At 64.9% G+C, this 19,271-nt stretch carries 16 protein-coding genes; 13 read left to right on the forward strand and 3 right to left on the reverse strand.

Annotated features, from left to right (window positions below; translation table 11 throughout):
- Window positions 1-58 precede the first annotated feature (58 nt).
- From QTI66_RS36340 to QTI66_RS36395, 12 genes are all read left to right on the forward strand, one after another.
- Window positions 59-592, forward strand: a complete 534-nt coding sequence (locus tag QTI66_RS36340; RefSeq protein ID WP_286565232.1) for a Csu type fimbrial protein — start codon at window positions 59-61, stop codon at window positions 590-592.
- Complete coding sequence (locus tag QTI66_RS36345; protein WP_286565233.1) at window positions 589-1,362, forward strand: fimbrial biogenesis chaperone; 774 nt, start codon at window positions 589-591, stop codon at window positions 1,360-1,362. The genes QTI66_RS36340 and QTI66_RS36345 overlap by 4 nt, the downstream gene beginning before the upstream one ends.
- 92 nt (window positions 1,363-1,454) lie before the next feature.
- The gene (locus QTI66_RS36350; RefSeq protein ID WP_286565234.1) at window positions 1,455-4,166 is read left to right on the forward strand and encodes a fimbria/pilus outer membrane usher protein; all 2,712 of its coding nucleotides are present in this window, start codon (window positions 1,455-1,457) and stop codon (window positions 4,164-4,166) included.
- Window positions 4,163-4,693 carry a Csu type fimbrial protein gene (locus QTI66_RS36355; RefSeq protein ID WP_286565235.1) on the forward strand — a complete coding sequence of 177 codons (531 nt, stop codon included), beginning with the start codon at window positions 4,163-4,165 and terminating at the stop codon, window positions 4,691-4,693. Before QTI66_RS36350 ends, QTI66_RS36355 begins: the two co-directional genes overlap by 4 nt.
- Window positions 4,694-5,313: 620 nt before the next feature.
- Entirely contained in the window at window positions 5,314-5,796 is a 483-nt protein-coding gene (locus QTI66_RS36360) for a hypothetical protein (protein ID WP_286565236.1), read from the forward strand.
- Complete coding sequence (locus tag QTI66_RS36365; RefSeq protein WP_286565237.1) at window positions 5,797-7,212, forward strand: CsgG/HfaB family protein; 1,416 nt, start codon at window positions 5,797-5,799, stop codon at window positions 7,210-7,212.
- A 75-nt stretch (window positions 7,213-7,287) separates the two neighbouring features.
- On the forward strand, window positions 7,288-12,054 hold the full coding sequence (locus QTI66_RS36370; protein ID WP_286565238.1) for a beta strand repeat-containing protein: 4,767 nt from the start codon (window positions 7,288-7,290) through the stop codon (window positions 12,052-12,054).
- Between the two features lie 123 nt (window positions 12,055-12,177).
- Window positions 12,178-12,993, forward strand: a complete 816-nt coding sequence (locus QTI66_RS36375; RefSeq protein ID WP_286565239.1) for a hypothetical protein — start codon at window positions 12,178-12,180, stop codon at window positions 12,991-12,993.
- Window positions 12,994-13,044: 51 nt separating this feature from the next.
- The gene (locus QTI66_RS36380) at window positions 13,045-13,281 is read left to right on the forward strand and encodes a DUF1177 family protein (protein ID WP_286565247.1); all 237 of its coding nucleotides are present in this window, start codon (window positions 13,045-13,047) and stop codon (window positions 13,279-13,281) included.
- Window positions 13,282-13,422: 141 nt separating this feature from the next.
- Window positions 13,423-14,811 (forward strand): EAL domain-containing protein, encoded by a 1,389-nt coding sequence (locus QTI66_RS36385; RefSeq protein WP_286565240.1) that lies wholly within the window; start codon window positions 13,423-13,425, stop codon window positions 14,809-14,811.
- Window positions 14,812-15,202: 391 nt separating this feature from the next.
- The gene (locus QTI66_RS36390; protein ID WP_286565241.1) at window positions 15,203-15,442 is read left to right on the forward strand and encodes a hypothetical protein; all 240 of its coding nucleotides are present in this window, start codon (window positions 15,203-15,205) and stop codon (window positions 15,440-15,442) included.
- Between the two features lie 89 nt (window positions 15,443-15,531).
- A complete protein-coding gene (locus tag QTI66_RS36395; protein WP_286565242.1) occupies window positions 15,532-15,948 on the forward strand; it encodes a hypothetical protein in 417 nt (138 codons plus the stop codon).
- Between the two features lie 557 nt (window positions 15,949-16,505).
- On the opposite strand, the gene QTI66_RS36400 is transcribed toward QTI66_RS36395, so the two are convergent.
- The 3 genes from QTI66_RS36400 to QTI66_RS36415 all read right to left on the reverse strand — a co-directional run bounded on the left by QTI66_RS36400 (window position 16,506) and on the right by QTI66_RS36415 (window position 17,876).
- The gene (locus tag QTI66_RS36400; RefSeq protein WP_286565243.1) at window positions 16,506-16,712 is read right to left on the reverse strand and encodes a hypothetical protein; all 207 of its coding nucleotides are present in this window, start codon (window positions 16,710-16,712) and stop codon (window positions 16,506-16,508) included.
- A gap of 220 nt (window positions 16,713-16,932) precedes the next feature.
- Window positions 16,933-17,520 carry a hypothetical protein gene (locus QTI66_RS36405; RefSeq protein ID WP_286565244.1) on the reverse strand — a complete coding sequence of 196 codons (588 nt, stop codon included), beginning with the start codon at window positions 17,518-17,520 and terminating at the stop codon, window positions 16,933-16,935.
- 113 nt (window positions 17,521-17,633) lie between these two features.
- Window positions 17,634-17,876, reverse strand: a complete 243-nt coding sequence (locus tag QTI66_RS36415) for a hypothetical protein (RefSeq protein WP_286564455.1) — start codon at window positions 17,874-17,876, stop codon at window positions 17,634-17,636.
- A 322-nt stretch (window positions 17,877-18,198) separates the two neighbouring features.
- Between QTI66_RS36415 and QTI66_RS36420 the strand changes: the two genes are divergently transcribed.
- Window positions 18,199-18,789, forward strand: a complete 591-nt coding sequence (locus tag QTI66_RS36420; RefSeq protein WP_286565245.1) for a type 2 periplasmic-binding domain-containing protein — start codon at window positions 18,199-18,201, stop codon at window positions 18,787-18,789.
- The last annotated feature ends 482 nt before the right edge of the window (window positions 18,790-19,271 follow it).

A 19,271-nucleotide genomic window follows, 5' to 3' on the forward strand; every position in this document is an offset into this window, starting at 1 on the left:
TCCGCATCAGCGATATGGGACTGAGCGATCTTGCTCTGGGTAGCGATTGGAAAATGACATGAATACGAATCTGAAGAAGCTGGCGCTGGTCATCGGTGCCGCAGGTGCGATGGCAATGGCGGACGGGGCATGGGCGGATACTGACAGCGCCAATTTGACAGTCGGCGCCACGGTCGAAAACGCCTGCGCAATCGGTGCCGGTACGCTGGATTTCGGCACGCTGACGTTGCATGTGAATGCCGGTCTCGGCACCGTGACGCAAGGTAACCACGACGCCGACTCGGGCACCAGCATTTCGATTGCCTGCACCAATGGTGCCTCAGCCACGATCGGCGCTGGCCTCGGCGCACAGCCCGCGGGCAGCGTTCGCCAGATGATCTCCGGGTCGGACCTGCTCGCCTACGAGTTGTACACGAGTTCCGCCTATACCACGGTGCTTGACGGGGCTTCGGGCGTGATTGCATACACGGGGACCGGCGCCGCAACCACCAACAAGGCAATCTATGGCCGCATCACGGGCGCGCAATTGGCGGCCGCGAAGAAGGGTACCTACGCCGACACGGTCGCGATGACGATCACGTATACGCCGTGATCACCCTGCGGCCAGTACGGCGCTATCTCGTGGCGGCAATCTTGCTGGCTTGCGGCGTCGGCTGCGCCGCAGTGGCGAAGGCGGAGGCGGAGGCGGCCGGCGTCATGATTTCGCCGGTCGTCCTCGAGATCGATTCTCCACGCAAGGCCATTGCCGTCACCGTCACGAATGGCAGCGATCGTGCGATGACTTTTCAGACCGAGACCCTGGTCTGGCAGCAGATCGATGGGATCGATCGCTATGAACCGACCGAGGCGCTGCTGGTGGTGCCTGCGATCGTCGATGTGCCCGCGCATGCAAGCCAGGTCATTCGCGTGATGTTGCGGTCGCCCGCGCCTTCGCCCCTTGAGCGGACCTATCGGCTGGCGTTGGAAAATATCACCGAGGAACAGGCCGCAGCGACAGGGCGCGCTTCGATCGCATTCAAGGTCAGCCACAACCTGCCGATCATGATTGCGCCTTCCGGCAAGCCATTCCATGCAGTCCTCTGGAAACCGTGTGCGCTTCAAGCGGCGGTACGGTCCGGTGAAGCCTGCGTGCGCTTGCTCAATGCCGGCAACCGCCGGCTGAAAGTCAAGACACTGACGGTGACGGGCGACGGCTGGCAGCAGGCCCTCGCCCTCAAAGACGGTGCAAATGTGCTGGCCGGCGCTGAGCATGAGTGGCGCGTGCCGCTGGCAAGCGGACAGACGGGTGCGCTACGCGCCGTGCAGGTGGAAATTGGCAATGGCGAGACGCTGCAGGCCGGTGACGGGAACCGGGGCTCTTGAAAGATGCGTCTGCTGCTTCCACTGTTGCCCTTTGGATCGCAGGGGTTGGCGCGCTCTCGCTCGCGTGGGCCACGCCCGCTGAAGCGGTGCAAATGGCCGTCAGTCTGTTGGAGGCCCGCGGCCCGGCGGTCCAGCTGCGCGTGCAAGATCCTTTGCAGATGGAGCCGGTCGTCACCCGGTCGGGCGCCGTGGGTCCTGGGCCATACCGGGTCGCGCTCGAGTGGCCCGATATTCCTGTCACGCTCACCAAGGCGCTGCCCCCACTCCCGCCTGAGGGCATCGGTCCGTTGAAAGCGCTGGCATTGCACAGCACGGCGACGGGGTCACGGCTCGAACTCGAAATCAGCGAGGCGGTGGAGCCGCGCCTGCGTCGTGTCGCCGACTCATGGGTACTGCAGCTCGAGCCGATACTGAAGCCGCCAACGCCAGCGGTCGCCGCCGCCCTGACGCCGGGCGAGCCAGCCGCCGCCTCGCCAGTCGTGCCACGCGCGCGTCGCGGGTCCCGTGCCGGTGCTGCGGCGAGCGGCACGCCAAGGGCGCAATGGCTGCTACTGGATGTGACCGTCAACGCAAGGCGCTTGAACGACGTGGCGCGGGCGGAGCTACGGCCTGACGGCACACTGCTGCTGCCGGCGAACGTGTGGGCCGATGCGCGCTTGGCCAAGCTCGATCAGACCTCCACGCTCAGCGATGGCACGCCGGGCTATGCACTGGGCAGCCTGGCCGGGGCCACTTATCGCATCGACCGCCGGACCCTGAACCTGGAGATCAGCGCACCGGCCAGCGCGTTCATCGGCTCCACGCTTGAGCTGCAGGACAGCGCGACGACGCCCCCACCACGGCCACGGCCCGGTGCGATGCTCAACTACGACGTCTCGATGAACCATGCCCGTGGCGACAACTCGGGCGGCGCGATGCTGGAGGCGGTGGCCTTCAGCGGCTTCGGCAACATCGTTGCATCTGCGCTGCTCAGCAAGAGCGGTAGCGGGGCCCGGGTCGGCACCACCGCCACCCGGCTGGACACGTACTGGCGCTACGACCTGCCCGACCGGATGGAAACGGTGGTGGTGGGCGACACCATCGGCGTCGCGGGCGGCTGGAGCCGGCCCGTGCGCTATGGTGGCGTACGCTGGGGTCGCGACTTCGGCACTCAGCCGGGGTTCGTGACGCTGCCGCAAATCTCCCTGGCCGGTGAGGCCGCGCTGCCTTCGACCGTCGAGGTGCTGGTGAACAATGCGCGTCGATCAAGCCAGCCGCTGCAGCCCGGCCCATTTGACCTGCCCAACGTCCCGATCGTGACTGGCGCTGGCGAGGTCGGCCTTGTCGTGCGCGATCTGCTTGGGCGCGAGACCGTGGTCAGTCAGAGCTACTACGCCTCGCCGCGATTGCTGGCGCCGCAGCTGAGTGACTTTTCGTTCGAGGCGGGCTGGCTGCGCACCGGCTATGGCGGCGACAGTGCGTATGCCCATCCGTTTGGCGCCGGCACGTGGCGCGAAGGCTTGACGAACACGTTGACGGGCGAGATGCGGCTGGAGCTGCAGCGCGATCGAGGCGCAGCGGGCGCTGAGCTGAGCAGCCTGCTGGGCAACTTGGGTGTGGGGAGAGTGGCAGCGGCAGCCTCAAGCGGCGACCCGCAGGGCCTGCGGGAAAGCGGCCTGATGATGCAGGCGGGCATCGAGCGCAGCTCGCCCTCTGGTGGTGGTGCGCTGCAGTACGAACATGCGAGCCGGGACTTCGCGCCCTTCGGCGAATCGATCGCCCCCGCCGTGAGGCTGCAGCGTGTGCGCGACCGCTGGCTGGCGACCCTGGGCGGGCCGCTGTGGGGCGTGGTGAGCGGCGGCTTGAGTTATGTGAGCCAGAACCGCTGGGACGGCGAGCGGATGCAACTGCTCGGCCTGTCCCTCAACATGCCCTTGTGGCAGCGCGCAAGCCTGAGCATGTCTGTCAACAAGCGCCTTGACGGCCAGGACTGGAGCGCCTCGATGTTGGTAAGTCTGCCGCTGGAGGGTGGCGTGCACACAGCCGCGCGCATCGAGCGCGACATCAGCGGGGACCTGAATGGCACGCTCGCCGCGACGCGCAATCCGCCGGCAGGTCCCGGGCTGGGCTGGCGTGTGGAGGCCGCCACCGAAGAAAGCCCGCGCGCGCAGGCTGGCATGCAGTACAACACCAGCCAGGCCGAGTGGGCGCTCGACGCTGTCGCCGACTCGCGCGGCCAGGTGGCGACTCGCGTCGGCGGACGCGGCACCGTCGGTTGGCTGGAGGGCATGGCGTTTGCGTCGCGGCCGGTCGGGCAGGGCAGCGTTGCGGTGGTAAAGATGGATGGCGTCGAGGGTGTGCCCGTCATGCGCAGTCATCAGGTCATTGCCGTCACCGACGCCAGGGGCCTGGCCTTCGTGCCTGGACTCCTGCCGTGGCAGAAGAACCTGATCGAGATCGACCCTGTGGACCTGCCGCTCGACGTCGAGGTGGCGAGCACGAGCCAGGAGGTGTTGCCTTTTGCCCGAAGCGGCATGGCGGTCGACTTCATGGTCAAGCGCACCCGGCAAGCACTGCTGGTGCTGCGTCAGCGCGATGGCACGCCAGTGCCAGTGGGTACACGGCTGCGCTTGCTACCGGTGGGCCTCGAGTTCAGCGCCGGGCGTCGCGGCGAAGTCTGGCTGACCGATCTGGCGGAGACACGACAACGCGTGCAGGTGAGCTGGTCTGGCGGGGGCTGCGCGCTCGAACTGGCGGTGCCCATCAGCGTGGACGGCGTGCCAGGCAGGATCGGGCCATTGATCTGCGACGAAGGGAACCAATGAAAGAACTGCGCTTTCAGCCCACCGGACGCGGTGCCTTCTTGACATTGCTCGCCCTGGGCCTGGCTGCTGCCTCAGGCAACGCGCTGGCCGCGGGGGCGTGCTCGGTCAGCTCCAGCGGGCTCGCCTTCGGCGGCTACCAGCCGGTGACAAGCGCGGGCAAGCTCAATTCGGTGGCCGCAACCAGCACAGCCACCGTGTCCGTCGTCTGCACCGCAATTGGTACCAATGGCAGCTATACGGTCAGTCTCGGACCGGGCACGTACGGGCCGGGCGACCGCATTGGCGTGCGCTACTTGAACAACGCTACCCATGGCGGCGAACCGATGGCCTTCAACGTTTTCACGGAGGCTACCTACGGGTCGGTCTGGGGCGACGGCATCCGCGGGGGGGTCCTGACCGGCAGCATCCCTTCCGGCAACAGCAGCCAGACGCACACGGTCTACGGCCGAGTGCCAGCCGGACAGACCACGCTGAAAGCCGGCAGCTTCAGTGATTCGATGACGATGACCATCACCTATGAACCGTGAACGACAACCGGCCTGCAAGCGGCTCCGGTGCAAAGTTTCGATGTGGCCGAGAGACGTCTCCGGAGGGCCGCGAAAGGTGATGCCCAAAGTACGGCATTGCAGATCGTGGGCGCAGTTTGGCCCCGAATCTGCAGCCGGCCGGGATCGAACTGACCCTTGCGAACTCGGTGCAGCAGTTCGACGCCGGCGATCGTCACCGCAGCGCGGTCGAAGACCTTGATCCGGCGCATCGGGTTGAAGCGTGACTTCCACATCCTGGGTGGCTGTGCCCTGATCGTCGGGCTCGAAGCAGTTCGCGTGGCGAGACGCGCTTTGCGACCAGGTCCTTGTGCACTCGCCTGGGCCCCGTGCGTCCGATGTATCGAGATGTGAGCGGGCCCACATCCGGGCAGAAGAGGCGGGCGTTGCAATGCACTTTGCAGAGAGTCTTCGTAGGACCATTGACACAACTCGTGACAAGCACTCGAAGCGTCTCCTTCCAATCACCTTCAACCTGAAGCGGCCCCATGATCATTCACTCAACCCAGCGCCAAATCGAAGCGGGTGCTCCGTCGAAGACAGGGCGACCGCGCTTTGATCCAAGTCGCACCCTGGCGCGAGGCGGCATCAGCGCGATTTTGATGACGGCCGCGTTGGTCGCGTCGGCAAACAACGCAGGAGAGAACGGTGCCTGGCAATTCCAGACTCCGGCGCACCGGGCGGCTCAAGCGGCGGTGCAGGCCATGATCCAGCAAAAGAGAAGCGGCGGCTATGCCGCGCCGAATTACACGACCAACATCGGGCACCAGTACAACTGCAACCTGACCGCGACCGCGCAGGGCAATCAAGGCACCAACAGCACGCTGGCCAATGCGCCCAGTATCAGCGGCGCGGGGGCCAGTTCGACGGGCAATGGCAGCAGCAGCCAGGGCTTCGGAACGAGCGGATCGACCAGCACCGGCCAGGCCAACACCGGCAGCGTGGGGTCGTCGGTCAATGGCTCGACCACCTCGAACGTCCAAGGCACGGCGACCCAGGCGTTGAATTCCAACCAGAGCAATACCGGCAACCAGACTGCCCAGGTGGGGGGCAGTTCTGCCTGCGCTTTCGGCGTACTCAACTAAGTGAAGGCGCAGCAGATGTTCGGTTTTTTTTCAATCGATAGGGTGGGACGTCGGAACGCCCGGCTGCGTGCATTGAGCGCGGCGACGGCGGTGGCGGCGATGAGCGGTTGCGTGATGCTGCCGCAGCAGAAGATGGCGCCGTTGGAACCCATGATCACCATGGGGCCGGCGGTGCGTGAGAACGTGACGCCGATGGAGCCGGTGCTCGCCTGCTTCGGCGATCACATCGCGGCAAGCAAGCAGGCGCCACTCGTGATCGGCGTGGGCGACGTCAAGGACTACACCGGCAAGTACAACATCAACGAGGGCAATGCCATCACCCAGGGTGGTGCGTTGATGGTCTATTCTGCTCTCGGGAAACTCGGAGGCGTGGTCCAGGTGGCGGAGCGCTACGACCCCGTAGTGGCCGAGCGTGAGCTCAACTATGCCGATCGGCGCCAGCTCGGCGATGGCCAGGCACACCGCCTGGGCGGACCCAACGGGGGGCAGACCGTGCCATGGCTGCCTTACTTCGGCGGCTCGATCAACAAGTCCGATTACTTCATCGTCGGCGGCATCACGGAGCTCAACTACAACCTCAGTTCGGGCGGCGCGCACCTCGCCGTCAACCAGGTCGGCGCGTCGGCGCGGACCTTCAGCCAGTCCGTCGGGGTGGATCTGCGCATCGTGGACACCAGGACGCTCATGGTGGTGAAGACGGTCAGCCTGACCAAGGTATTCAACGGTTACGAGGTCGACCTCAACGTCTTCCGCTTCTTCAACAGCAACCTGTTCGACATCGACATTGGCACCAAGGGTCAGGAGCCGTTGCAGCTGGGCATTCGCGCGGCGCTGGAGGAGGGTGTGGTGCGCCTGGTCGGTGCCGTCACCAAGGTCAATCCGCAGCCATGCCTCGCCATGCGCTCGACGGACGGCCTGCCGATGACGCCCGCCGGGCAAATGCGCAAGGTTCCCAATCCGGTGGCCGCTGCTGCGACGGTCCCCGTGCCGGGCGTAGAGGCGGTCAACGCGCTGCACCCGGTGGGCATGCCCGCGTCCGGAGGATCCAGCGTGTCGATTCCGTTCGGATTCGGTGCCGCGACCCTGAGCGGCGGCGCGCTGACCTTGGTCGACCAGATCGCGGCTGCCCCGGCGAAGACCGCCATCGAGGTGGTGCTGCTGGCGCGTGACACCGAGAACTGGGACTCCGGCAAGAGGGATGCGCTGCTCGACCAACGCATCGGGCTGGTGCGTTCGGCCCTGGCGGACCGCGGCATCGCCGCAGGCGCCGTCAGCGTGACCTGGAGGCCGGACAAGACCGACAACTCGATCCATCGCGATGGTGCTGGTCTCCTGGAGATCGCCAGGCTGCGGGTCGAGGGCGGCAGCAGCGCAGCCGCCAAAGAGATCTTGAAGGAGGGAGTCGCGAGGCAATAGCCAGCATTCCAGCTTCACCTTGTCAATGTGCCAATCCGGCACCAATCCACTTTTGTTCACCCGGTGAGATCCCCCATGAAGAAGACCAACAACAAACCCGCGCCCCGCAAGGGCCCGCAAACCATGCGCAACGGCGTAAGCGTCGCTGTCACCGTCCTGGGCACCCTGATGGCTGCCAACGCGCATGCGAGCCCGATGCCACCGTCGTCGATTGCCACGACCCAGTCCAGCATCGACTCGGACGGCAACGTGATGTCGGTGACCACCACCGGCTATCAGTCCGTGCAGAACTCGCAGATCTCCAGCGAGGACCATGCCGCGACCGCCTCTGGTAGCAATGTCGGCCTCAGCGTGAATGGCCCGCAGACCGGCTCGACCCATTCGGTCACGTCGAATTCGTTGTCGAGCGTCGCCACCGGCAATACAGGTACGAACTCGATCGACCTGGGCTTGACGGGTGCGATGCCCGTGGACGGCGAAGCTTTGCTGAACCTGCAGAACAACGTCGGCGTCGTGTTCAGCACGGCCAGTACGAACAGCGTGGGGCTGATGCTCAACGGCTTTAGCTCGGGTGGCGCGGGCACGACGAACAACACCATCTCCGCGGATGCGACCTTCAACAGCGCCAGCTCCACGATCGCCGGGATCGTTCCCAATGGCTACATCTCCGCGACACCTGCATCTGCGGCGCTGAGCTACGGCGGGGCCACGCTCACCAGCCTGGAGCAGGGCAGCATCGTGGCGACGTCGCAGCAGGGCGCCGCAGGCGCCAGCTCGAATGCCACGGCCAGGGACAACACCATCGGCCTGACCCTGAGCTCCGATGGCGCCAACACCGTGAGCGCCGCGCCGGTGCTCAGCGGAAACGCGATCACCGCCACCCTTCAGGGCAACAGCGCCGTCAACGGCGTCGGCATCCAGTCCGGCGGCGCGCCGGCCTTCGCCGGCTCGGCGGTGGTGACCAACCTCCAGGTGGTCCAGGGCCAGGGCCCGACCACGCACACGGCGACCAATTCGGGCTCGACCATCGAGGCGACCATCGGCACGGACAGCGCGGGCAACGCCAATACACTGCAAGGCGCGTTGGCGGTGCAGAACAACAGCATCACCAGCGCCATCACCGGCAACCAGGCGCTGGGCGCGCTCGGGGCCGCTGGCAACAGCATCCAGCTGGGCGATGGCATGTCGTTCGCCGGTCCGGCCAGCGCGAGCGTCAACGGATCGACCAGCACCGTGAACGGCGCCAATGCGGCCGCCGTCAACGCCGACCTGGCCATCCTCAACACCCAGGCCAATGTCGATGTGTCGCTCACTTCGTCGGTCTCGGGTGGCAGCATCGCTGCGGTCGCGCAGTCGCCTGCGGGTGCGGCGGTCACGGTCTCCGGCAACAGCATGACGGCCGCGGCCAGCGGCAACGCGGCCAGCGGCGCGATCGCCAGCGGCAAGGATGCCGCCACGTTCTCGGGCACTGCGGCACTGAATAGCCAGCAGGCCAACTACGGCTCCGGCGTCACGGCCACCAACAGCCACGACGTGATCGGCGCCTTCACGGGCAACGGCGTCGACAATCCCGGCACGACCAGCGCGAGCACGATCACCACGGCGAACAACCTGCTGGGAGCCACGGCCTACGGCAACGAGAGCGGCCAGAGCCTTTCTTTGGCTGCCGCCACGCTGGGCATGGGCAGCGGCAATGCCGTGCTCACCAACGGTGATCAGCCGAGCGGCAGTGTCTCCGCCGTCGGCGGCGCCACGATCGCCAACCTGCAGAGCAGCTACGCGAGCCCGGTTACGGCGACCATGGACCCGCTTGCCGATGGCGGCATCGGCGTTTCTGCTTCCGCAAGCGTCGCCATCGCGGGCAGTACCATCTCGGTCGCCGGCAACACGCAGCAGGCGATCGGCGTGAGCAACAGCGGCGTCAACGCGCTGAGCCTGTCGGGCACCTCGGTCGGCGCGGGCGCCGGCATCGCGAGCGTGCAGAACGTCGATGCGGCCTCGACGGTCGCCGCGGCGCTGAACAACCCGTCCTCGGGCGCCGTCATCGACAGCCCGATCCAGGGCAGCACGCTGTCTCTCACGGGTGATCTGCACCGTGCGATCGGCTACGGCAACTCGGCCTCCAGTACGCTGAACGTGTCGGCCAACAGCCTGGACATGACCGGCGCTTCCTCCGGCGTGGCTTCGGTGGTGGACTCGAACACGCTGGGCGGCACGGTGTCGGCCGCCTATGGCGTGCTGAGCAGCCAATCAGCGATGGCCGCCGTCGGCGCGACGGTCTCGGTGGACCCGACCCTGCCGCAGGCGAGCGTCGGCCAGTTCATGCAATTCGGCGCAGACGTGACGGGCAGCACGGTGGGCATCCAGCAAAACACCATTGTCGCGGCCGCCTACGGCAACGCGGCGGCCAGCGGCATCGCTCTCGGCCTCGGCGCGGGCGTGAGCAGCGAGGGCTACGCGCCGGTGGCCAACGTCACGAATGCGCAACAGGTCGATGCCGACATCACGGCTGCCGCCAGTGGTGGTCGGCTTGTGCTCGCGGCCATCGACGGTGCTGTCACGGCCTCGAGCGTGGCGAACTCGCGCAACGAGATCCAGGCCCTGGCCATTGGCAACCAGGCGAGCGGCAACACCCTCAGCGTGACCGGCAATGCGATCAACGTGGCATCGGCGGTACCGCGGGGGGGCGCCGGCGGTGCGTTCCTGGGCACGTCGATCACGGATGCCGCCTTCAGCGTGCAGAACGTCCAGACAGGCGCCGGCACGGTGACGGCGACGCAACTCACCTCCGGCGGGATTCCGGCGGCGGCGAGCATCGCTACGCAGGTCAGCGGCGTGGTCGCCAACTCTGGCCTCGAAGCCAATGGCAACTCGTCCGTTGCGTCTGCCACCAGCAACAGCGCCACCAACGCGCTGAGCATGAGCGCCAACCTGGTGGCCACGAGCAGCGCACTGCAGAACACGCAGATGACCACCGCCGCCGTGACGGCCCTGATCGGCCTGCCGGCCGTGCCGGGCAGCCCGGGGACGCTGCCCGTGCCGTTCTGGATCAATGCGACCGCCAGCGACCTGATCGGAACGAGTGTGGGTCTTTGGGAGACGGTGACCGGTGGCACGCTGTCGGTCCCGACCTCCAGCCTGACGCCAGCCGAGATCACCTACCTCGAAAACAATGGCTGGAGCCTCATCGGCAACAACCTCACGACGGCGGCGGCGCCGGTCCTCGGCACGATACCGTTCGCCGTCTATGTCGACTTCGCTGAAGGCAGACCGGTCCCGTTCCCGGCGACCATCCCCGGTGCGCCCGCGACGGCGCGCGTGCCCGATCAGGGTGGCGTGACCCTCGCCGTGGGTGGCGCCGTGACAGGCTCGACCCTGTCGGTCAATGGCAATACCGCCAGCGCTTCGGTCACCGGCAACAGCGCTTCCAACAGCGTTTCGATCGCGGGCACCTCGATCGCGGCCGGAAGCGGGCAGACCGTGGCCTCGGTATCGGCAGGAGGGCTGGGGTTGGGCGGAGGCGCCCAAGCCGACCACACGTTGGTCAACAGCCAGGGTGTCAACGACGCGGTTCCGTTGTCCTCGAGCGTCTATGGCAGGTACGCGATCGACGCGCGGCCGGGATCCGCGATCACGGGTTCGAGCCTGAGCGTGTCGAACAACGCGCAGCGGGGCATGGCCGTTGCCAATACCGCGGCGAACAGCCTTGCCGTGAGTGGCGGCAACGTGCAGACAACGTCGGCACTCGTTTCGCAGCAGTGGAGCGGCGCTCAGGTCAGCGCGGCTTCCGACATGGAGCTCTATGCGCCGGGCGCCGTATCGGGGTCGTCGGTCGCGCTGTCCGGCAATGCCAACACCGCGCTCGGCGTCGCCAACGACGCGAGCAATGCGCTCAGCGTGTCCGGCACCAACGTGACCCCCGTGGGCCCCGTGACCAATGCCCAGCTCCTGACGATAGCGGGGTCAGTGGGAGATCATGTGCTGAACAACACGCAGGGCGCGTTCTCGAGCGTGAATAGCACCGCAACTACCAAGCTCTACAACGAGGACGGCGCGGCGGCGGCCACTGCGGGACTGAACCACAGCAGTTTGACGATCTCCGGCAACAGCACGGTCGCCGAGGCATCGTTGAACCGGGCGGACAACGCGGTCGCGCTGAACGCCACGGCCGCGGAGGGCGCCAACGCCGGACTCGCCAACGCACAATTCAGCATCGGCGCGGCGACAGCCAGCGCGACCACCGCGGCGACTTTCGCATTGAACGGCACGGGTGCGCCGCCGGTGGCGTACCCGGCGCTGAACCAGGGCAGTGCGACGATTGACGGCAACAGCACCACGGCGCTCGCGCGCGGCAATGTCGCGAGCAACCTGCTCGCAGTCTCTGCAGGCAGGGGCTACGGCGTGTCGTCAGCGAGCACGGCGGGTTCTTCCCAACCCGGCGACACGCAGGCGACGGCAGCAATCCAGAACTGGCAGAGCAACCTGGGTGATGTGTCGGCGACAAGCACTGCCAGCTACTCGGTCGCGCTCAACGGGACCGGTGGGGCAGCCGCTTCGACCGGCGGCTCGATCGGCGTGACCTCCAACACCGTGGCGGCGTCGGCCTATGGCAACAGCGTGACCAACGGCGTGACGGTGGCTGCGCCGAACACCGGCAGCCCTACCGCGGCGGTCAGCAACTACCAGGTCAATGCAGGCAACGTCACCGCCACGGCGACAAGCGTGAGCTACGGCATCGGCGTCACCAGCGCTGTCACGCGCAGCGCGCTGCGCGTGACGGGCAACCAGGTCAGCGCCACGGCGGTGGGCAACTCCGCTGTCAACACGATTGCTGCCCGCTGAAGACATTCCCCTGATCCCGGAGCTCCACCAACCTCGCCGGGCCTTCAAGCCCGGAATTGCGCAGGCGATTCCGGGCTACGCAGCAATTCGCGCCCGGACGAAGCCAACGAATGAGCGTCCCGTGTGGATGACGGGGGATCGATCCGTTGGCCATGGATTTCCACAACACTGAGTACAACCGTGACACAGACATCCGTACCGAAGCATCATCTGGAACGCGCAGCCCATGCCATTGAACAGGCCGTGCACGAAATCTTCGAGCCCGAGCATGAATTGCCGTTCACCGCGCAGACCGATCTCATGCTTCTGAGTCCGAACGAACAAGATCTGGTCGTTCGCGCCGAGAAGATGAGTTATCAGGCTCAACCTGCGGAGTCGGCAGTCAAGTTCTGCCTGACATCGGCGGCATCTCTTCTTGCGATCGCACATTCGCTGCTCGACGATACCTCGCCGCTATCGTGCGCGCAGCGAGAACGCATCTGGAAGGACCTGGCCGAAGACTCGAAGATCGCGGGCCGCGCGGCTTACCGGGCAGCCCTGATCCTGTCGGACCCCAACGCAAGCGCGAACGACGACGTGCTGCGCAATCGGGCGCCTGCGCCGCAGTCCTCCGAGGTGCAGCAGCAAATCGCGCAACGCGAAAAGGTCCTGGAGAAGTCGAGGCTCTATCGGCACTGGAGTCGCATCAAGGCGGACAAGATCACCGCGTCACAGTTCATCGAGTTCCTGCGGCCGTTGGCCGATCTCGACGGCGTCTGCGTGTCGTATATCTACGAGGACAAGGGCGGCGAAGAAAGGATCTACAACCAGGGCAATCAGGAAGTCCCTGGCAATCCCATGGTGGATGCGATCTGCAAGAAAGAGCTGACGCTCGAAAAAGCCATGACATTCGCCCTCAACGAGCAGGGAAAGGTGTGGATAGAGAGCATCTTCCTCTGACGCCGCAGCTCGCACACGTGTCCCGAGCTTTGCGAAGCCCGGACCGGGCCGATCCAACACCATCGGTCGCATGCCTTCCGGCCTTCGGTGAAGGAGGGATACATCCTGCCGGTTGCCAGGGATCTCCTGCGAATCATGGAGAAGACCAGTGGACGCGAGGCGATCGCTTTCCCGATCGCGACGCACAACATCACGCCCTGCGACGACGGGCTGCGTCACATGAACACCATCAAGCAGCCCTCGGTCGCAACGTCGGCCGCGACCGTCGGGGCCTCGCCCATGCACTGAGTGCAGGTGTAATCCAGCTCACATCCCCAACGTATCGTGTCGAGACCTCGTGCTCGCAAGAAGCAACCCAGGGTGCACCATTCAAGAACTCCTCGGGAATCGGCGTAAACGCCATTCCGGGGCGCAGTTCGAAGTGTCTGCATGTTCATTTGCGATGGGGAAGGATTTTTTCTCATGTCATCATCACTTGCCGATCAATGGAATGGCGTCGACGCAAGCGCAAGGATGTGCGGCTTCGAAACGACCGGGGCTGTCGCATTGATCTCCATCCTCAATTTCGGCCAGTTGTCCGATGCGTACGGCGTCTGGTTTGCCCGCAGCGTGAGCGACGAGATCAAGAGTCGGATCTGCGATGCCTTCCTGTCGGCTGAGGCGAGCGAACTCATCAGTCTGGGTCATCACGGCTTTTTGCTCTGCATGCGCCGGGAGTTGACTGCTGCGCGCAAAATCGAGGACGCTGGTCATCCGAGCGCGCAGATCGAAGCCTTTCTGACGGTCCTGGGTGGCGCGCCGGTTTGCGTGCAAGGCACGTCGGTGCTCGTGCGACTGCACGCGGACTGGTTGCCGCAATCGGGTCGAGCGAGCTCGGACCATGCCGAGGCCGACCTCGCCCCGTGTGATTGGCACGCGCAGCACACTCGCGTGGACCATTTCTGGCGCAGGCGCTACCGCCGCGACATGCGCTTGGCCGTCAACGCCTGCGCGGCCCTGGCAGACGAAGGCATGGCGCTCAATTGGGAGTCGGTTCTCGACGCGCGTGACCCCGAGACGGCTTTCTACTTCGAGGGCAGCCTGCGCAGCCAGGCTGCACCTGGTGAGCGATGTGCTTCAGATTCGGCCACCATCCTTCCTTGCCTCGAGCGCCTTGGTTTGACCCGGGTCTTCGATCGCCTGGTCGTGCGCAAAGCTGTCGAATTCCTGAACCAACACCCGTCCGCCAGCGCAGCGGTCACGCTGTCCGCACAGAGCGCCAGGCTCGATCACTGGTGGAGCTCCCTGCTGTGGATGATGGAATCCGATGCGTCCGTGGCGCGCCGTCTGGTCCTGGCACTCTCAGGGCTGGCCACCTTGGATCAGGCCGCTGTGCGGGACTTCTGCGAGGCGCTCCAGCAGCGCGGTTGCCGCATCGCCATCTGCTGCCCGGACATGGACAGTTGCGAGATGCTCGGGGCAAAGGATTTTCTTGCCGACATCGTGAAACTCGACCGCCGCTTCATCGCATGCGCCCGTCAGTCCGAAGCGGGATTCGAGGATCTTCGCCGGGCGCTCAGGCTTTGCGATGCGATCACGCCCTTCACCGTGATTGACGGCATCGACGCCGAGGACGACCTGCGAATCGCCCTGCGGGCGGCTTCGAGATGGCTGCAGGGCAGCTACGTCGATGGCGGTGGGCGGACGTCCGTCCGGCCTGCAGATACACCGGGCTTCGGACGTCGCACCGTGGCGAGATTGTTTGAAAGCGTGTGGCCGGCGCATCCGCGATCTGCCCGGTGCGCAGATGACGTCGCGCGAACCGACGTGGGCATCTGAAGCTTCCATCCGACCGGACTTCGAGGGACAGAGAACATGAAGCGATACGCGCTCACCCTGATGCTCAGTTTCGTTGCCGGCACTGCTTCGGCGCATGTGATCTACCGCTGCGAAGGCCGTGGCAGCATCAGCTATTCGGACCTCCCGTGCTCCGCCTTTGAAATTCCGGCGTCGCGCGCACAGGATTCCATGAAAGGTCTGCTCGAAGCACGAAATGCAGGCAGCCTGACAGGACCGCCTGCGGGGGAATCGTCAGGCGCGGCCGCGGCCGTTGCGGCTGCCGCGCGCTCCAAGGCCCTGGTCCCGCCGCCAAGCGCGGGGGCGGTCGGTTCCCCGATGCCACTGCGCAGGGCAGACGTGGTCTCGAACTCTCCGTGAACTCCAGGAGTCCGTGCCTGACGCCTTGATCGTGTCGGTTTCCCTTCAATCTGTCACGCGGGGCCATTTCTGCGGCGTGTTGCGCCGCTACACGGGCTTCACGCCGCGGACCTTCCGGCTGGACGCCCGCACGGTGCAGGCCGATGTTGCCCTCACGCCATGTTTGAAGGGGAGTAATGCATTCGATGCAGCTTCGGCCTGCGATCCGATGCGCGCTGCCACATCTGGCCCGGTCTCGGTGGCTCCCAACTGACGCTGTTCGGTGAGTGCGCGATTGCCAACAATAAGGCCATGACCGAAGCTCATCAGACCGACAGGGCAGCCGTCCTTCACGAGCGCCAGATGAAGACCACCGAAATGCTGGAACTCGAACGGGCTCTGCAAAAGCTCCAACTGATCCTCGATTGCCGCTATGGCGACCACGAATACACGCCATGGGCGGGCCCCACGGAACTCGGCGAACTTCCGGCGGCGGCCAGGGAGGTGGCAAGACGCAAGGTCGACGAAGCCAACGAGTCGGCGCGTGAGCGCGCAGCGATCCACTTCTCCCTGACCTCATCGATCATGCTTGTCGGAGTGGCCCAGCGCCTCATGAGCGCGTCGGTCCATCTCTCGCCCAAAGAGCGGGCTGAGCGCTTGCGCCAGCTGACCCGCGATCTGCGCACCGCAGCACAAACCGCGTACCGCGCCGGGCTGATGGTGCTCAACGCGGAGCCGTGCCTCCCGTGGTGCGCCGACGGAAGAGAGGCGACCGCTTGACGCGAGTGGCAAGCATGAGCCTCATGCCGGTTCACTTTGCCGGCGGCGTTGGACACTCTGCGGGATCGTTGCTCTCATCTCTCTCATCAATGACGTTCCGATCTTGGCAAAGCTTGGCGATGGCCTTGTCCCGTCGCTAGAGCAGCGCTTTCAGGAGCTCTGCGAGCTGTTGGTTGCTTTCGGAAACGACGTGCTGCTCTCGTATGTCAAAGCCTGCAATGTGGTCGTGGCTGGCGCCTGTCCACCGGATCGAACCTGCCGCCGAAGGTCAAGTTCGGAAGTACTCCAGTCGCAGCCGTGCAATGGTGTCGAAGTCAGCTTTCAGTCGCTGTCGCCGTTCACTGTGAAAACTAGAACAGCCGCAATCAGAGTCTGCCGCCGTCCTTTCGGCTCGAAACCTCGAAGAGCTGCAGTCAGTCTGAAGTCGAAATTGGCTTCCCAGTGACTTTTTCCGACCCGTTTACTTTGAGGCCTCATTGACACGTCATAGCGGCGCCCTCTGTAGGTGCGTCCCAGGTCTCATCACCAGTCATGAACCATCACGAAGTTGCTCCGCGCTACCAGCGCACTTTGATGCCAAGGGAGGCTTGCACTGGGAACCTGACGATCGCGTCGCCCCCGATGCTCCAGAGGTGGCCGACTTCACCATAGAGGCTGCTCGTGCGCGTCAGCCCCAGGGTGGTGCCTGCCGCCACTTCGACCGCGCCGTTGCTGCTTCCGCTTTCGATGGCGAGCGATCCTGCCGGCCCGATGAAGCTCACCACGTCGCCGCCGAAGCTGGCCCAGTACAGGTTCAGGCGCGCTTAGGGCTCCTAATGCGTCAGCCGTCGATGCGGACTCGCCACCGCCGCTGAAGGCTCGTTCACCGCAGCAGTTGTGGCGCGCGCCTGAATGCTGCAGCGGCTTTTCGGCAACTGCTTCGAACGCCACATGGACTTCGCTCGATGGCTCAACTCCAGTACTTTGCAATGTTGCCAGGCTTGATCATTTGAACCACTCACCGAAAAGTCCAGCCAGGATGCCCTTGCGCGACGGCGCGGAACCCGCGGCAGCTGCCTCCCGGTGGCCAAAAGCGGACCATTCCGTGTTCAAGGCCGCCTCGAGTGCGGCAATGTTGCGCGGGTTGTATTGCCAGAACGCGTTGACTGAGAAATGCACGGCTCCCTTGGCGCCGTGCGCCGACTTCAAGAGAACACATTCGGCACCGACACTTTCGAGCAACGAAATTCCCGCCAGTGTCGGGATGAATGGCATGCCATCAGCGCTACCCTCGAGATCGTGCGTCAACGAGATGCTGATCGCCGTTACTGTTCCGATGAGGCCGCAAATCTGCCTGACCAATTCGAGCAATACCACTCTGCCGAGCCCAAGATCGCGAAGACGCTGGACCTGCCCATCCGTTGAGACCGAGAAATTCTGGATGTGTGCGACGGTCGGGTCCTTGTCTGATGAACGGGGCACCACCGCACCGAGATAGAGCTGTCCATAGTGGACGAGTACTGGACGGTCGAACGTACAGGGCTCCTCATTCGCTGCGCCAAAAAGCAATGGGCGAAGATTCGATTCCTTCATATGATTTGGGCCTGGCTCAAGCGCCATGCCCTGGCCAATTCGTGCCCCAATGACCTCGGCGAGCAGCACAGAACGGGCGCAACCCTCGATCACCGCCGCCTGCTGGATGCCAGCTACGCTGTGGTGATTTCATGATCTATGGAAAGCTCCATAGAAGGTTTCTTCAGTTGTTTGATTTGTCCCTCGTGTTGCTTGAGCATCTGCTCCAGGTTCACCAGCCACAGTCGTCGCTCGAAGGCTGGCATGTCGAACGTGGCGCTGCAGCGGTCGCACTCCTGATGCCCGAGCACGGCGTCGGCCAGCGTTGGGGACGCGAGCGCCTCGCCGCATTTCGGGCAGCTACCAAGCAATTTCATGTCCGTAGTTCCCATTGGCTTCTTGTCAGAGACCCATTGTTGGCAACTGAGCTTTATTTGGGTAGGGCCAGTTTTCGGTGTATTGAGGGGACCAGTTGCACGGGCCTGCATGGAGAGCAGCAACGGGCGTCTCCGTGCGAACCGTGTCGCACTGGCGCACGCGCTTGGTCCTGGGCGGCACGTAGAACACATAAGCACGCAACACGTCGACGCCCAACGCGCTGTTCGAAATCTACACGCGCGTGATCGCCGAACCACGTCGCTGGGTAGGCGAGCCCGCCTGGCTTTTCAGCCATCCCGCAACGGTTGAAAGGAGAAGCGATTGAAGAAGTCGAGATTCAGTAAAGAGCAGATCGCATGCGCATTGCGGTTGGCCGAGTCGACGCCGATGGTCACATGTGCGCCGCGAGATGCCGGCCCTTTGGACCAAGGGCAGGGCGCGACTAGCCCGCGCCCGGCAGGAATGCGCCGGGATCGTTTGAATCGAACGTTTTCCGCGGGTCCTGTCGGCTTCTCCCGGCGCGTTCATGTCCTGCGCCTCGCACTGATGTCTTCCATTTCCAGCGCTCCCAAAACGACCAATCGACCAATGGTCATCCTGGCCGTCATGGCCTCGATGGCCAACCGTGCATACCGAGCGTGCGCATTGACACTCGTTCGGATGCAGGCAGCGTGCGCCTTCGTGGCGCAGGGGCTGAGAGTTTCCGTTCTACCGGCTCCGGTTGCGGCGCAGATCGTCGGCAAGGGCTTGTCACTGCGCCCTCCAGCGGCAACCATCCGCCATCGCTTCGTGGTCGCTTCGCCCGTCGGGCTGCGCGCCTCGTTGCTCACGGGCGAATTCGAACAGATTGCAGCCGACATCGCCGCGCAAATGGTCAAGGAATCCATGCCCGACAGCACTTCTAGTTTTTGAAAGGTCAACAGCCGCCCTCGGCGTCACGGGCGCACACTGCCTAGCCGCTCCGCAGGGCACTTCGCCCCACTGCTGAGGGTCGCAGACGGCGTTGCCAGCGACCATGAGGCAATAAAACTGCGAATCGTTAGCACGCTTAACGTAGGTCGTATCGCCAATGACTAACGAGGCTCCGCCTCAGACCGACGAGTTGTACGGTCCGCTTCTCGCGGGCGGTGCTTCGGGGGTAAGGTAGCTCCGGTCGAGCCGTCTGGGCCAGGCCCAGAAGTATTTGGAGCTCGAAGCTCAATGGGGTCCGAAGACCCCGTGGACGACCGGAGCCGACGATGAAATTACCACATAGCGTCTGCGAAGTCTTGCGCGAGCACGTGGTGCTCGAAAGCGAGTGCATCGACCGGATGTACCTCAACGTCTACGTGCCGCAGTTGCAGCGCATCGGCGGCGTGGTGTGGTACCTGCGCGGCCACCTTGGCCAGCGCTTC

It is taken from the genome of Variovorax brevis, from assembly GCF_030317105.1.
GTDB lineage: Bacteria > Pseudomonadota > Gammaproteobacteria > Burkholderiales > Burkholderiaceae_C > Variovorax > Variovorax brevis.